This window comes from Mesorhizobium sp. EU05-FHT14A09, from assembly GCF_058790995.1.
In genome coordinates, this window is record NZ_JBYTDF010000009.1 from 1 (window position 1) to 14,054 (window position 14,054).

Below are 14,054 nucleotides of genomic sequence, written 5' to 3' on the forward strand. Positions count from 1 at the left end.
AAATCCCTCCCGGGAAGCCCCCTGCAGCGCCTATTCTTCATCCGCCGGCTATCTTCGCTGAGTTTTGCAACGGTCCCGCAAGGGGGGAGATAAGGCCCGCGCAAGGCTCCCCGCCCCCATACGCTTTCGCATGCCCCCACTGCGATCCTGGCAGATAGACGGCTGTGCCACCGTCTGCACGATGGTCCTGTTTGTCCCTTTCGCAGGATCCTGAAATGCGCCAGCCGAACCCATCGCTGCTTGCCCGCAGCGCCATCATTGCCGCTGCGATGACGACCGCCGCCCTGACCGCCACGCCGGCATGGTCGGCCGCCTGCACCGTGAAGGTCGACCGCGACGTACCGGCCAAGATGCGCGACGGCACCACCCTGCTGGGCGATGTCTATCGCCCGAGCGAAACCGGCACCTATCCCGTGCTCTTGATGCGGCTGCCTTACAACAAGAGCGACGCGCAGGCCTTCGTCTATGCCCGGCCGGAAGTCTATGCCTCGCACTGCTACATCGTCGCCATTCAGGACGTGCGCGGCCAGTACAAATCCGAGGGCACGTTCTACCCGTTCCGCAACGAGGGCGCGGACGGCTATGACAGCGTCGAATGGGCCGCTGCCCTGCCCGGGTCCAGCGGCAAGGTCGGCATGTATGGCTTCTCCTATGTCGGTGCGACACAGTGGCTCGCCGCTGCCGAGCGGCCGCCGCATCTGGCGGCGATCGCGCCGGCGCAGACCGGATCGGACTATTTCAACGGCTGGACCTATGAAGGCGGCGCGCTGTCGCAGGCTTTCATCCAGTCGTGGCCGCTGACATCGGTGGCGTTGTCGGCGTCGCGGCGACAGGGCAACCAGCAGGCGCTGAACGACATCCAGGCCGCTGCGGGCAAGCTTTCGTCGGTCTACGCCCAGTCGCCGCTGTCGCGCCTGTTGCCCGCATCGCAATACGAGGAGGCGGTTGCGCCCTATTATGCCGACTGGATCGCCCACGACACGTGGGATTCCTACTGGAGACCCTGGAGCATCCGCGCGCGCTATCCGCAGATCACGGTGCCAGCCCTCAATCTCGCCGGCTGGTACGACGTCTTCCTGCGCGGCGGCGTCGAGAACTATGCCGGCATGCGCGAACAAGGCGGCTCGGATGCAGCCCGCTCGGGACAGCGCCTGGTCATCGGGCCATGGAGCCACATGCCCTGGCTGCAGAAGGTCGGCGAACTGGATTTCGGCGCCGAGGCGACCAATCCGATCGACACGCTTTTGCTGCGCTGGTTCGACCACTGGCTGAAGGGCGAGGCCAACGGGCTCGACGCCGACAAGCCGGTCCGCATCTTCGTCATGGGCGCCAATCGCTGGCGCGAGGCGGACAGCTGGCCGCCGGCGGAGGCCAAGACCGTCTCGTTCTATCTGCAGAGCCGTGGCCAGGCCAACACACGTTTCGGCAATGGCGCGCTGGCGACGGAGAAGCCTGAGGTACAGCAGGCCGCCGACCAGTACCGCTACGATCCCGCCGATCCGGTGCCTAGCCTCGGCGGACATTCATGCTGTTCGCCCGACAGCGCGCCGATCGGTCCTGTCGACCAGGCGAGCGTTGAGGACCGCGCCGACGTGCTTTATTACGCCACGCCGCCGCTGGAGCAGGACATGGAGGTGACCGGGCCGGTCACGGTCGAGCTCTACGCAAGTTCGTCCGCCGTCGACACAGATTTCACCGCCAAGCTTGTCGATGTTCATCCCGACGGCAAGGCCTACAACCTGGCCAACGGCATCATCCGCGCCAGCATGCGCGACTCCCTGGAACGGCGCGCGCCGCTCGAACCCGGCAAGGTCATCAAATATACGATCGACCTCGGCCCGACCTCCTCGCTGTTCCAGCGCGGCCATCGCATCGCACTCGAAATCTCCAGTTCCAACTTCCCGCATTACGACCGCAACCTGAACAACGGCAACCGCGAGGGTGCCGGAACCGCGGTGGTGGCCGAGCAGCGCGTCCTGCACGATGCCGCCAATCCATCGCGGCTGCTGCTGTCGGTCATGCCGAAACCGATCACCGAGGCGCAGTGAGCGTTTCGCAACAGCCAACAGGACGATCAGACCATGCGCATCGATGTACACGCCCATGCCTGGAGCAGCGCCTATCTGGACCTGCTCGAGGGTTTCGGCAGAAACGAAGTCGCCGCCTACCGGCAGTTGGGCGCCGGCGTGACGGATGACGAGCTTGCCGCCCGCTTCGCCATGCTCGACGCCGTCGGCATCGACCTGCAGGTGTTGACCGCCACGCCGCTGTCGCCGCATTTCGAGGACGAGGCAACCGCCGTCGCGGCGGCGCGGCAGGTCAATGACGAATATGCCGCGTTGGTCAAACGCCACCCGGACCGGTTCCGGGCCATCGCCTCGCTGCCGTTGCCCCATGTCGACGCCTCGCTTGCCGAGCTCGACCGGGCGATCTCGCAACTCGGCATGCTCGGCGCCTGCATCACCACCTCGGTGCTTGGCCGTTCGATCGCCGACGCGTGGTTCGAGCCGCTCTACCGGGAACTCGACCGCCGGCAGAGCGTGCTGTCCGTCCATCCCGCCGGCCATGGCGCGCATTCGCCGCTGATCACCGAGCATCAACTGACCTGGTCGATCGGTGCGCCGGTCGAAGACACGGTCGCCGCCATGCAGCTGATCCTCAAGGGCATCCCCAGCCGCTTCCCCGGCATCAGGATCATCATTCCGCATTTCGGCGGGCTGCTGCCGATGACGCTGGAAAGGATCGACCAGCACGTGGCCTGGGAAGCGCCGGGAACGCCGGAAAAGCCGAGCCTGGCCGCGCAGCGCCTCTGGTACGACACCGTCGGCCACGACCACGTGCCGGCGCTGCGGGCCGCGATCGACACCTTCGGCGCCGACCGGCTGCTGTTTGGAACCGACTTCCCATTCCAGCCCGGCGAATTCTTCGCAACCACGGTCAGCTACATCGAACGGGCAGGACTGCCGCAGCAGGACGTCGAGGCGATCCTCGATCGGAATGCGGCGGAATTGTTCAAGATCAGGCAGTAGGCAGTTGGGCATAGAGAACGCAATTCCTACTGCCTACTGCCTACTGCCTACTGCCTACTGCCTACTGCCTATTCCGCCACGAACTCCACCTTGATCCGGTCCGGGTCTTCGACGAACAGGGCGTAATAATCCGTGCCACCATTCGCGAACGGATACTTCTCGTCATAGAGGCTGGGGATGCCGTGTTCGATGCAATAGTTCCGGAGCGCATCGACGGCTTCCCTGCCCTTGACCTTGAAGGCGAGATGATTGAGCCCGACGCCGCAGCGATGGTAGCCGTGTTCCCGATATTTATCGGCGACCTGCACGAAGGTCAGGTAGCCGTCGTCGCCATGCTCGAGCGTGAATCCGTCATCCCAATGGCCGGTTTCCTCATAGCCGATCCTGGCCAGGATGTTGGCCCAGAACGCATGCGAAGCCTTGAGGTCGGAGACGTAGATTTCGACGTGGTGAAGCATGAGGTCCCTAGGCAGTCGGCAATAGGCAGTCGGCAATCGAAAAAAGATGAGGACCGGAAATGAGGCAGCCGTTGTTACCCTATTGCCGACTGCCGATTGCCGACTGCCTCGTTTTCACAGCCACCCGTTCTTCCTGAAGCGCCAGTAGAGGAAGACGCAGATGCCGGCGATGGCCGCCAGCACGGTCGGATAGCCATATTCCATCTTCAGTTCCGGCATGTCGTTGAAGTTCATGCCGTAGATGCCGGCGAAGGCGGTCGGCACCGCCAGGATGGCGGCCCATGAGGCGAGCTTCTTGGAGATCGCCGTCTCCTGGCTCTGGCCGACCAGAAGGCTCGCTTCGAAGGCGAACGCCAGCACCTCACGCAGGGAATCGATCTTCTCCTGCACGGTGCGGATATGGTCGGTGACATCGCGGAACAGCGGATGCATGTCGGCATCGATCTGCGGCAGTTCGGAACTGGTCAGCCGGCGGCAGACCTCGACCAGCGGCAGCGCCGCGTTGCGCAGGCGCAAGAGGTCACGGCGGAGCATGTAGAGGCGCTCGATCGCCTTGGCGTCCATCGGCTTGACCAGCACGCCGTCTTCGATCTCCTCGACCTCGTCCTCGATCTGCTCCAGCACCGGGAAATAGTTGTCGACGATGAAATCGAGGATGGCATAGAGGACGAAATCCTCGCCCTTGGCCAAGGATGTCGGGCAGGTCTCCCAGTGCTGACGCACCGTGGCGTAGGACGTGGAGGGACCGTGGCGGACGCTGACCAGATAGCCCTTGCCGATGAACAGATGCGTCTCGCCGAAGCTGACGCGTTTCTCCACCAGTTGCGCCGTGCGGGCGACGATGAAGAGCGCGTCGCCATACTGCTCGAGCTTCGGCCGCTGGTGCGCGTGCTCGGCATCCTCGATGGCCAGATCATGCAGGTTGAACTGCGCCTGCACGCGCCGCAACAGGTCGCGGTCGGGCTCGAGCAGGCCTATCCAGACGACATGGTCCTTCTTGCGCGACCATTCGCCGGCTTCCTCGATCGGGATATCGGCAACGCGCCGCCCGCTGACATAGACGCTCGAAGCGACGATGCGCTGATCCTGCGGCCCCGGTGTGAAATCGCGAACATGGTCCATCGTCGCCTCCCGAGGAACCTCACTCTGCGGCGTAGAGTGAACCTGGCTTGGCGTGATGGCAAGGGAATAGGCAGGTGGCAGAGGCAGTAGGCAGTAGGCAGTAAGGGAATAAGGCAATGTTGCCTGATCCGCGGTGGCTGGGATGGAGTTGGCGGAGAAGCAATCAGGACAGCAAACTGCCCTATTGCCTTATTCCCCTACTGCCTACTGCCTATTCCCTACCGCCCACTGCCTCTTCCCTACTTCACCACCTCAGCCTGCTGCACCACCACCCGATCGGTCTTGTCTTCCTTCGGGCGGTCGGCCGGCATCTGGTCGCCGGTGACGATGTAATAGATGGTCTCGGCGATGTTGGTGGCGTGGTCGCCGATACGCTCGATGTTCTTGGCGCAGAACAGCAGATGCGTGCAGGAGGTGATGTTGCGCGGATCTTCCATCATGTAGGTCAACAGCTCGCGAAACAGCGAGGTGTACATGGCGTCGATCTGCTCGTCGCGGTCGCGCACCAGGCCGATCTTCTCGACCGAGCGCGAGGCATAGACGTCGAGCACTTCCTTGAGCTGGATCAAAGCAAGATTGGCCAGTGCTTCGAGCCCGCGATAGAGGCTGGTGGCATCACGACCGTCGGTCACCGACATCACCCGCTTGGCGACGTTCTTGCCGAGGTCGCCAACACGCTCGAGGTCCGCGGAGATGCGGATGGCGCCGACGATCTCGCGCAGGTCGGTCGCCATCGGCTGGCGCCGTGCGATGATGAGGATGGCCTTGTCGTCGATCTCGCGCTGGCCCTCGTCGAGCACGATGTCGTCACGGATCACCTTCTGGGCGAGATCCTGGTCGGCATTGACGAGCGCCGTCACCGCCTGTTCGACCATGCGTTCCGCGTGACCGCCCATGGCCGCAATGCGCTTGGCCAGGAACTTCAGTTCCTCGTCATAAGCGCTGACAATATGCACGGACTGCATGGGCATTGCCTTCTGGAATGTGCGGTGATTCGCCTGTCAATTGACTGCTGATACGCCAGCCATGTGACAGTAAGACGAAACGCTTTCCCCAGAGATAGTCTGCATTTGCGCTAAAATCTAGTTTGCTGGCAAATGGACCGTGAAAGCCGCTCCTTTGCCGAGTTCCGAGCGGATCGACATGCGTGCGTGATGGCGGGTCAAAATGTGCTTGACGATGGACAGGCCGAGGCCGGTTCCCTTCTGGGCACGGCTGGTTTCGACATCGACGCGGTAGAAGCGTTCGGTGATGCGCGGGATGTGTTCCTCCGCGATGCCGGGACCGAAATCGCGGATGGTGACGTCGACGGTCGGCTCGGCAGTGGTTCCGCCGGGCGCGACGCTGACAGCGACGCGGCCGCCGGACTGGCCGTATTTGCAGGCGTTTTCCAGAAGGTTCTCGAACACCTGGAACAGCTCGTCGCGATCGCCCGGCACGGCAAGTTCGCCCTCGGCGAAATCACGCTCGACGACGAGATTGCTGTCGCGGGCCAGCGGGCTGAGCGAATCGATGACGCTTTCGAGTGTCTGGCGCAGATCCACCCGCGCACCGGCCTTCAGATAGGGCTTCATCTCCAGCCGCGACAGCGACAGCAGGTCGTCGATCAGGCGCGCCATGCGGCTGGTCTGGTTCTGCATGATCTGCAGGAATTGCTCGCGCGCTGCCGGGTCGTTGCGGGCCGGACCGCGCAGCGTCTCGATGAAACCGGCGATCGAGGCGAGCGGCGTGCGCAGCTCATGGCTGGCATTGGCGATGAAGTCGGCGCGCATGCGGTCGATGCGGCGTGCCTCGCTCTGGTCCTTGAACACCAGCACGAACAGGTCCGTGCCGTTGCCGACGGAGGAGGCGCTGACCCTGTAGACGCGCTCGACGGGAAGCTTCTCGAGGTAATCGAGCGCATCGGAGGCGACCTTGCCCGAGACGACGCTGTCGAGCAGCGCCTGCATTTCGGGCGCACGGAATTTCAGCGGCAGCGACAGGCCGGGCGACATGCCACCGAATGCAGCGAACGCGGCGGCATTGGCGTGAACGACCGTGGTGGTGCGGTCGAAGATGATCAAGGGATCGGCGACGGCAGCCGCAAGATATTCGCCGGAAAGGCGCTGCAGGCCCTCGGCCTCCACTTCCCTTGCCTTTTCTGCGACGCGCGCGCGCGGCTTGGCGCTAAAAAGCGCTGCAAACAGCAGCAGGACAGCCAGTGGCAAGGCCCAGGCCCTGCCCGGCCCGAAGCCATAGGCGACCGTCACGGCCGCAAGACCCGCCAGGAGATACCAGCGCGACTCCCACAGCCTGACCATCAAACTCGTCCTGGAATGGCGATCCTCACCCGTAACGTCGCTCATATGCACTCCAATCCATCCGGGCGGCCTAGCGCGATTCCGGGAAAACTGTGTGACGGTTTTGCGTCCGGAATTGCGTAACAAAGACTTAGAGCGTTTCCGCATTTCCGTGAAAGGCGGAAACGCTCCAGTGCCAACTTCCCGCTGGACCCTATTACCGGCTCCCCATAGCATGAGTTTGAAAGTTGCAGAGGTTCGTATCGATGAAAAAAGAAAAGCCCATCACCCCGGTTGCCGGCATCGCGATCCCGGAACCGCTCAAGATCCAGATCGATGGCAAGGAGCGTTTGTTCGACATCGATGCAGCGGAACTGCCGGAATGGATCGAGGAGAACAAGCTGTCGGCGGGCGGCTATCCCTACGACAAGAAGATGAAAAGCGAGGATTACGCCGAGACGCTGGAGCAGTTGCAGATCGAGTTGGTGAAGGCGCAGGCATGGCTGCAGGCGAGCGGACAGCGCGTGATGGCGCTGTTCGAGGGCCGTGACGCCGCCGGCAAGGGCGGCTCGATCTTCGCGCTGCACCAGTTCCTCAATCCGCGCAGTGCGCAGAATGTGGCGCTGACCAAGCCGACCGAAACCGAAAAGGGGCAATGGTACTTCCAGCGCTATGTGAACCATTTCCCGACGGCCGGCGCGCTCGTGTCGTTCGATCGCTCCTGGTACAACCGCGCAGGCGTCGAACCGGTGATGGGCTTCTGCACGCCGCAGCAGCATGAGGACTTCCTCGACGAAGTGCCGCATTTCGAGAAGATGATTACCAATGACGGCATCCATTTCTTCAAGATCTGGCTCGACATCGGCCGCGAAACGCAGCTGGCGCGGTTCCACGACCGCCGCCACAGCCCGCTGAAGAACTGGAAGTTCTCGCCCATCGACATCGCCGGCGTGAACAAATGGGATGACTACACCAAGGCGCGCGACGAGATGTTCAAGCGCACGCACGCCAAGCACGCGCCGTGGATCATCGTGCGCGCCAACGACAAGCGCCGCGCCCGCATCGCCGTCATCCGCCGCATCCTGCTCAGCCTGCCCTACGAGGGCCGCGACGTCGCGGCGATCGGCAAGGAAGACAAGAAGATCATCGGCGAAGGGCCTTCATTCGTGAAGTGAGGGGAGTAAGGGATTGGGGGAGTGGGAAACAGGTTTTCCGCGGAAACGCGCAGATATCTGGCAACATTGCCCTGCTGCCTTACTCCCCTATTCCCTTCCCACCAAGTTTAACGCCGCCGCCGTTAACCATATTGCGTGACTTATATCGATTTCCACCGGAATTCCGGGGCTGGCCATAAAGGTTAATTTAACTTTTAAGCGATTTTTCACGAATTAAACCATAGATCGACGCGTTCGCCGTATATTTCTTTAACGATATCAAGACGCTGTCGCAAAAACAGCGCGTGGGAACGCGTCGCATGGTCGGGGGCTGGACAGGCTGGCTGAAGCAGAGGTTTATGGCCAGGCGCGCGCCTGGCACCCCCCTGATCGTACAGGGCAGGCGTCGCGCTCCGCGCCGCCGGGTGGTCTTCATCACGGCCGGTTTCCTCGCGGTCTACGCAGCGATGAGTGGCCGCCTCGTTTATCTGGGCATGCAGAGCGTGCCGGAAAGCAACGGCCCCGTCATCCGCCCCACCGCATCCCGGCCGGACATCATCGACCGCAACGGCGCATTGCTGGCGACCGATATCAAGATGTCTTCGCTGTTTGCCGAGCCGCGCCGCATCGTCGACGTGGATGAGGTCATCGAAAAACTGTCGACGGTGCTCGCCGATCTCGATGTGGAGGATACCTACGCGAAGCTGAAGAGCGGCAAGGGATTTGTCTGGCTGCGCCGCCAGCTCACCCCCAGGCAGCAGGGCGACATCATGGCCCTCGGCCTGCCCGGCATCGGCTTCCGTTCCGAGAAACGGCGCTTTTATCCCGGCGGACCCGTCACCTCCTACATCGTCGGGCTGACCAATCTCGACAACCGCGGCATCTCCGGCCTGGAAAAATACATCGACGACCAGGGGCTGGCCGATCTGCAGCAGCTGGGCATGGCAACGGCCGCAAACCTCACCCCGGTCAGATTGTCCGTCGACTTGCGCGTGCAGCACATCGTGCGTGACGAGGCGCTCCAGGCCATGACGCGCTTTCGCGCGATTGCCGCCGGAGCCGTCGTGATCAATGCCAAGACGGGTGAAGTCGTTGCCATGGCGTCCGTTCCCGACTTCGACCCGAATGACCCGTTCGATGCCCAGAGCCCGGACAAGCTGAACCGCATGTCGGCAGGGCTCTACGAAATGGGTTCCACCATCAAGAGCTTCACCACCGCGATGGCGCTGGACTCCGGCAAGGTTGACCTCAACAGCACGTTCGACGCCAGCCAGCCGCTCAGGATCGGGCGGCAGATCATCAGGGATTTTCGCGGCAAAGGCAGAGTGCTGACCCTGCCGGAAGTCTTCCTGTATTCCTCCAACATCGGTTCGGCCCGCGAGGCGGATGTAGTCGGCATCGAGGGGCATCGTGACTTCCTCAAGCGCCTCGGTCTGCTCGACCGCACGCGGACACAATTGCCGGAGGTCGCTCAGCCCACCGAGCCGCGTGTCTGGAAGAAAGTGCATTCGATCACGGCGGCCTTCGGGCATGGTTTCTCGACAACGCCGTTGCAGACTGCGGTCGGCGTGGTTGCCCTGATGAATGGTGGCCGGCTGATGCCGCCGACCTTTCTGCCACGAAGCCTGCAGGAAGCCCTTGCCGTTTCCGAACGGGTGGTCAAAGACCAGACCAGCCGGGACATGCGCTACATCTACAAGCTGAACGGCGAAAAAGGCTCCGGCAGGTCCGCGGCGGTTCCCGGCTATCGCGTCGGCGGCAAGACCGGTACCGCGGAGAAGGTGGTCAATGGCCGCTATTCCAAGGACCGGAATTTCAACGCTTTCGTTGCCGCGCTGCCCATGGACGATCCGCAATTCGTGATCCTGACCATCGTCGACGAACCGAAGCGGGAAAACTCGGACCGTGCCGCCACCGCCGGCTTCAGCGCCGGCCCGATGGCAGCCAACATCATCCGCCGCGCGGCTCCGATGCTCGGCGTGATGCCCAGCTTCGACGTGGAAGCCGCGGCTGGAAATATCACCATCGAGTAGGCAGTCCAATGGGGCAGTAGGCAATGGGCAGTGGGCAGTCGGCCTGAACCAATTGCAAGTGCGTCGCCTGGTGCACATTCCTACTGCCTACTGCCTACTGACCCATTGGACTGCCTACTCCCCCATTGTATGAAAAGCGGAACAGGAGTTTCGATGTGACGCTGCGCGGCTTGGCCCTGACTGTTCTTCTGGCAATGCCGGCCCTGGGGCTGGTTTGCGGCCCGGCCGCGCGCGCTGCCGAACCGCAGCCGCCGATGCTGTGGGATGCCAATGAGCGGCTGCCGAAACCCGATCTCAGCCAGATGCCGCGCCTGCGCTTCCTGACCACCACCGATTTCCCGCCGTTCAATTTCCTCGACACCTCCGGCAAGCTTTCCGGCTTCCATGTCGATCTCGCCCGCGCCATCTGCGCCGAGCTTGCCATTGCCGACAAATGCCAGATCCAGGCCCTGCCCTGGGCGGAACTCGATGCAGCACTGGCCAGAGGCGACGGCGAAGCGATCATGGCCGGTGTCGCGGTGTCGCAGGGAACCCGCGAGAAATATGCTTTCTCGCGTTCCTACCTGCAGTTTCCGGCACGCTTCGTCATGCCCAAGGCCAAGGCGGCGAGCGAGCCACTTTACGCGAAGCTGAAGGGCAAACGCGTCGGCGTGGTAGCGAATTCGGCGCATGAACGCATGCTGCGCGACGACTTTCCGGAGGTGACGGCAGCTCCCTACCCGACCGAAGAAGCGCTGTTTGCCGATATGAAGGCCGGCAAGATCGACGCTGCTTTCGGCGACGGCATGCGCTTCGGCTTCTGGCTGGCCGGCTCGGACGCCGCGGACTGCTGCCGTTTCGCCGGCGGGCCCTATCTGGCGCCGGAATATCTCGGCACGGGCCTGGCCATCGCGGTCAAGCCCGACGACAAGACGCTTGCCGCGGCGCTCGACTACGCGCTGCAGCAGATCGCGCTGAAAGGCACCTTCGCCGAACTCTATCTGCGCTACTTCCCGGTCAGCTTCTACTGACCCCAGAGGATTGGCTTGCGCTCCGGCGGTCATTCAAACTGATCGTTGCCGATCAACCGGCGAGCGCCAGACCGCCGTAACGGCTGGTCTCGCTCTCGATCTCCTTCACGAGGGTATCAAGGGCGGGATTGCGAACCTTGCGGCCACGCCGCACGACATAGACGAGCGGTGGCGGCGGCGGCAGTCTGCCTGCGATGATCTGCATCTCCGGGCGCAGATGCCGCCCGCTCAGCAGCGCAACCCCCATCGCCGCGTTGACCGCCGCGACGATACCGGCGGCACTCGAACACTCGAAGACAGTCTCGAGCACGACACCTGCGTCCTGCCCGATGTCGAGTGCCCAGCGGCGGTAGAAACATTCATCGTCAAATGACAGGAACGGTATGGCGCCGTCTTCCGGCAGGTCGAGATCGGGATGCTTCACCCAATGGAGCTTCTCCTTCATGAGCACGAGATCGCTCGGACGCACCTCATGCGCGAACACCTGAATCACCGCCGCATCGATCTCGCCGCGCTCCAGCATCGATCTCAGCACCAAGCTCATGCGAACCTTGGTTCGGACGCTGACCTGCGGGTGCAGCCGGCCGAATCTGCCCAGGATGCGCGAAAGCGCGGTGCAGGTGGTGTCTTCGGTCAGGCCAAGCGCAATCCGTCCCGCGAGTGTGGTCTTCGACAGGCTGAGCAGGGCCTCGTCATGAAGGCCCAGGATGCGCCCCGCATAGTCGAGCAGATCGTCGCCGGCCGCGGTAAAGGCGGTCGATCCAGGCACGCGGTTCAGGAGATCACAGCCGAGGCTCGTCTCCAGCCTCCTGATCTTGTGGCTGACGGCTGATTGGGAAAGTCCCAGCGCTACGGCGGCACGCGTGACACCGCCATGGTGCCGGATGGCGAGCAGCGCCCGCAACGCATCGATTTCCAGACGCCGGCTGTTGAGGTCCGTCATGTTCCCGCGCTCACGCTGCATCGTGATCATTCAGCCACGGCGGGCTTCGGAAAGCAATTTTCAAATGACCAATTCGACGATGATGTCATGTATCGATCGAAATTTGTCATGAGCCTCCACCGATCCGTTGCTGATAGCTGCCAGGGAATAATCCGATCGGTAGACGATGACCAACCAGCCGCTGACCCTGACCGCACAGAACCGAAGCCGGTTTGTCTGGCCTTTGATGGCCTCGCTTCTCGTCATGGCATGGAGTTCCGGGTTCGTCGGCACCCGCTATGCGAGCGAGGAAACGAATGTCGTCACCCTCCTGTTCTGGCGCACGCTGATCTCAGGCCTGATCCTGTTGCCGTTCGCCCTGGCGATCGGTCCGAAGATGACGCCACGCGCGGTGCTTGGCCAGATGTGGTTCGGGGTGATGTCGGTGTTCCTCTATCTCGGCGGCTTTGCCCTGGCGATCGAGCAGAGGGTTCCGACAGGCCTTGTCGCATTGACCTCGGACCTGCTGCCGCTGGCGATCGCCGTGCTGTCGCAACCGGTGCTGGGCGAGCAGCTCAGCAGGCGGCAATGGCTGGGAACCGCGGTCGCCGTCGCAGGTGTGCTCATCGTGTCGCTCGACAGCCTGAGTTTCGGCACCGCGCCGCTCTGGGCCTATGGCCTGACCGTCGGGTCGATGCTGGTCTTCGCGGTGGCATCCGTGCTGCACAAACGACGACGGAGCGGACACATGCCGGTCCACCAGAGCCTTTGCATCCACACGTTCACAGGGGCTGCGCTGTTTGGGATCTGCGCACTGCTGGAAGGCAAAATCGCGCCGCCGATGACCATGAACTTTGCCATCGGCGTGGCGTGGCTGGTGCTGTTCGCGACCTTCGCTGCCTATTCCCTGTACTACACGGCGCTGCGGATGTTCCCGGCCGCGAAGGTCAGTGCCGCGATCTATCTCAGCCCACCCGTCACCATGCTGTGGTCATGGGCCCTGTTTTCGGAACCGTTGACGCTGACGATGTTCGCAGGGCTCGGCGTGACGCTCATCGGTGTCTGGATGACCTCGCGCGGCTGACGGATTCTGATCCAGGATCAGCCGCGCAGCGAAAGCCCAAATGACTGGAAGTGGCGCCGAAATGATTGCAGGTCCGGGCAGCGACCCGATAGCGATCGCAATAGCTTGCGTGACAAAGATAGGATCCGCCGCGCATCGCCATCAAACCGGACGCCTCATCCGACCAGCGCGAAGCCGTCCATTCCCATACATTGCCGAGCGTGTTGTAGAGCCCGAAGCCATTGGGGGGAAAGCTGTGCGCCGGCGCGGTACCGAGATATCCGTCGTCTGCGGTGTTGTTCAGGGGAAATCGCCCTTGCCAGATGTTGCACATGTGGCGCCCACCCGGATGCAGGTCGTCGCCCCAGGCATAGATCGCCCGTTGAAGTCCACCTCGCGCCGCCGCTTCCCACTCGGCTTCCGTGGGTAGCCGCTTGCCGGCGAACGCGGCAAAGGCGGCGGCATCGTTCCATGAAACGTGAACGACGGGATGGTCCTGCAATCCACGCAGAGACGACCCCGAGCCGTCCGGGGCATGCCAGCAGGCACCGCGAACGGGAAGCCACCACTCCGGTGCGCTTGCGTCCGTATCCGTGACGATTGCCGCCTTCGGGTGTGCCTGCGCCATGAAGACGAACGACCAGCCAAGACGCTCGGCGTCCGTGATGTAACCTGTTGTGCCGACAAATGATGCGAAGGCATGGTTTGTCACAGCGGTCTTGTCCATGAGGAAGGCAGGCAGGTCGACCTGCCTCACCGGCCCTTCGCCATCATCAGGATTGGCGAACGTCCGCTCCTCCCCCAACAGCCAGCGTCCAGCCGGAATCCGCGCCATTTCCGGATGATTGTCCAGCACAAGCGGAGCGGGCGCGACGACTTCTTCGCGGAGACGATCCGTCACGGGCGGGCCCGGGGTGCAACAAGCCATGGCATGTGAATCCGACACAGGAGCCCAAGGAGTTTGACTCTTTCCCGAGAACACGT

Annotated in this window: 12 protein-coding genes; 6 read left to right on the forward strand and 6 right to left on the reverse strand. The window is 62.9% G+C overall.

From position 1 onward, the window contains the following. Positions 1 to 215: 215 nt before the first annotated feature. Both AC3WTO_RS24200 and AC3WTO_RS24205 read left to right on the forward strand, forming a co-directional pair. Positions 216 to 2,048, forward strand: coding sequence for a CocE/NonD family hydrolase (locus tag AC3WTO_RS24200; RefSeq protein ID WP_492463708.1), 1,833 nt, complete (start codon positions 216 to 218; stop codon positions 2,046 to 2,048). Positions 2,049 to 2,081: 33 nt separating this feature from the next. Further along, positions 2,082 to 3,029 carry an amidohydrolase family protein gene (locus tag AC3WTO_RS24205; RefSeq protein WP_492463707.1) on the forward strand — a complete coding sequence of 316 codons (948 nt, stop codon included), beginning with the start codon at positions 2,082 to 2,084 and terminating at the stop codon, positions 3,027 to 3,029. Positions 3,030 to 3,097: 68 nt separating this feature from the next. Here AC3WTO_RS24205 and AC3WTO_RS24210 read toward each other — a convergent pair whose 3' ends face one another. The 4 genes from AC3WTO_RS24210 to AC3WTO_RS24225 all read right to left on the reverse strand — a co-directional run bounded on the left by AC3WTO_RS24210 (position 3,098) and on the right by AC3WTO_RS24225 (position 6,954). Further along, positions 3,098 to 3,487, reverse strand: coding sequence for a VOC family protein (locus tag AC3WTO_RS24210; RefSeq protein WP_492463706.1), 390 nt, complete (start codon positions 3,485 to 3,487; stop codon positions 3,098 to 3,100). A gap of 114 nt (positions 3,488 to 3,601) precedes the next feature. Next, the gene (gene corA, locus AC3WTO_RS24215; RefSeq protein ID WP_492463705.1) at positions 3,602 to 4,609 is read right to left on the reverse strand and encodes a magnesium/cobalt transporter CorA; all 1,008 of its coding nucleotides are present in this window, start codon (positions 4,607 to 4,609) and stop codon (positions 3,602 to 3,604) included. 239 nt (positions 4,610 to 4,848) lie between these two features. Then, positions 4,849 to 5,574: a phosphate signaling complex protein PhoU gene (gene phoU, locus AC3WTO_RS24220; RefSeq protein WP_492463704.1), complete on the reverse strand. Its 726-nt coding sequence runs from the start codon at positions 5,572 to 5,574 to the stop codon at positions 4,849 to 4,851. A 117-nt stretch (positions 5,575 to 5,691) separates the two neighbouring features. Beyond that, complete coding sequence (locus AC3WTO_RS24225; RefSeq protein ID WP_492463702.1) at positions 5,692 to 6,954, reverse strand: sensor histidine kinase; 1,263 nt, start codon at positions 6,952 to 6,954, stop codon at positions 5,692 to 5,694. A 200-nt stretch (positions 6,955 to 7,154) separates the two neighbouring features. Between AC3WTO_RS24225 and ppk2 the strand changes: the two genes are divergently transcribed. The 3 genes from ppk2 to AC3WTO_RS24240 all read left to right on the forward strand — a co-directional run bounded on the left by ppk2 (position 7,155) and on the right by AC3WTO_RS24240 (position 11,085). Beyond that, the gene (gene ppk2 / locus AC3WTO_RS24230; RefSeq protein ID WP_492463701.1) at positions 7,155 to 8,063 is read left to right on the forward strand and encodes a polyphosphate kinase 2; all 909 of its coding nucleotides are present in this window, start codon (positions 7,155 to 7,157) and stop codon (positions 8,061 to 8,063) included. A 338-nt stretch (positions 8,064 to 8,401) separates the two neighbouring features. Then, positions 8,402 to 10,075, forward strand: a complete 1,674-nt coding sequence (locus AC3WTO_RS24235; RefSeq protein WP_492463700.1) for a peptidoglycan D,D-transpeptidase FtsI family protein — start codon at positions 8,402 to 8,404, stop codon at positions 10,073 to 10,075. Between the two features lie 194 nt (positions 10,076 to 10,269). Next, complete coding sequence (locus AC3WTO_RS24240) at positions 10,270 to 11,085, forward strand: transporter substrate-binding domain-containing protein (protein ID WP_492463717.1); 816 nt, start codon at positions 10,270 to 10,272, stop codon at positions 11,083 to 11,085. Positions 11,086 to 11,137: 52 nt separating this feature from the next. Here AC3WTO_RS24240 and AC3WTO_RS24245 read toward each other — a convergent pair whose 3' ends face one another. Then, a complete protein-coding gene (locus AC3WTO_RS24245) occupies positions 11,138 to 12,028 on the reverse strand; it encodes a LysR family transcriptional regulator (RefSeq protein ID WP_492463699.1) in 891 nt (296 codons plus the stop codon). A 166-nt stretch (positions 12,029 to 12,194) separates the two neighbouring features. Between AC3WTO_RS24245 and AC3WTO_RS24250 the strand changes: the two genes are divergently transcribed. Then, entirely contained in the window at positions 12,195 to 13,091 is an 897-nt protein-coding gene (locus AC3WTO_RS24250) for a DMT family transporter (RefSeq protein WP_492463698.1), read from the forward strand. On the opposite strand, the gene AC3WTO_RS24255 is transcribed toward AC3WTO_RS24250, so the two are convergent. Further along, a complete protein-coding gene (locus AC3WTO_RS24255) occupies positions 13,060 to 13,971 on the reverse strand; it encodes a formylglycine-generating enzyme family protein (protein WP_492463697.1) in 912 nt (303 codons plus the stop codon). The genes AC3WTO_RS24250 and AC3WTO_RS24255 overlap by 32 nt on opposite strands. Positions 13,972 to 14,054: the final 83 nt, after the last annotated feature.

Excerpts from the sequence above, each read along its gene's own strand:
- AC3WTO_RS24200 (WP_492463708.1), top strand. The coding sequence starts at position 216 with ATGCGCCAGCCGAACCCATCGCTGCTTGCCCGCAGCGCCATCATTGCC.
- AC3WTO_RS24205 (WP_492463707.1), top strand. The coding sequence starts at position 2,082 with ATGCGCATCGATGTACACGCCCATGCCTGGAGCAGCGCCTATCTGGAC.
- AC3WTO_RS24210 (WP_492463706.1), bottom strand. The coding sequence starts at position 3,487 with ATGCTTCACCACGTCGAAATCTACGTCTCCGACCTCAAGGCTTCGCAT.
- corA (WP_492463705.1), bottom strand. The coding sequence starts at position 4,609 with ATGGACCATGTTCGCGATTTCACACCGGGGCCGCAGGATCAGCGCATC.
- phoU (WP_492463704.1), bottom strand. The coding sequence starts at position 5,574 with ATGCAGTCCGTGCATATTGTCAGCGCTTATGACGAGGAACTGAAGTTC.
- AC3WTO_RS24225 (WP_492463702.1), bottom strand. The coding sequence starts at position 6,954 with ATGAGCGACGTTACGGGTGAGGATCGCCATTCCAGGACGAGTTTGATG.
- ppk2 (WP_492463701.1), top strand. The coding sequence starts at position 7,155 with ATGAAAAAAGAAAAGCCCATCACCCCGGTTGCCGGCATCGCGATCCCG.
- AC3WTO_RS24235 (WP_492463700.1), top strand. The coding sequence starts at position 8,402 with ATGGCCAGGCGCGCGCCTGGCACCCCCCTGATCGTACAGGGCAGGCGT.
- AC3WTO_RS24240 (WP_492463717.1), top strand. The coding sequence starts at position 10,270 with ATGCCGGCCCTGGGGCTGGTTTGCGGCCCGGCCGCGCGCGCTGCCGAA.
- AC3WTO_RS24245 (WP_492463699.1), bottom strand. The coding sequence starts at position 12,028 with ATGACGGACCTCAACAGCCGGCGTCTGGAAATCGATGCGTTGCGGGCG.
- AC3WTO_RS24250 (WP_492463698.1), top strand. The coding sequence starts at position 12,195 with ATGACCAACCAGCCGCTGACCCTGACCGCACAGAACCGAAGCCGGTTT.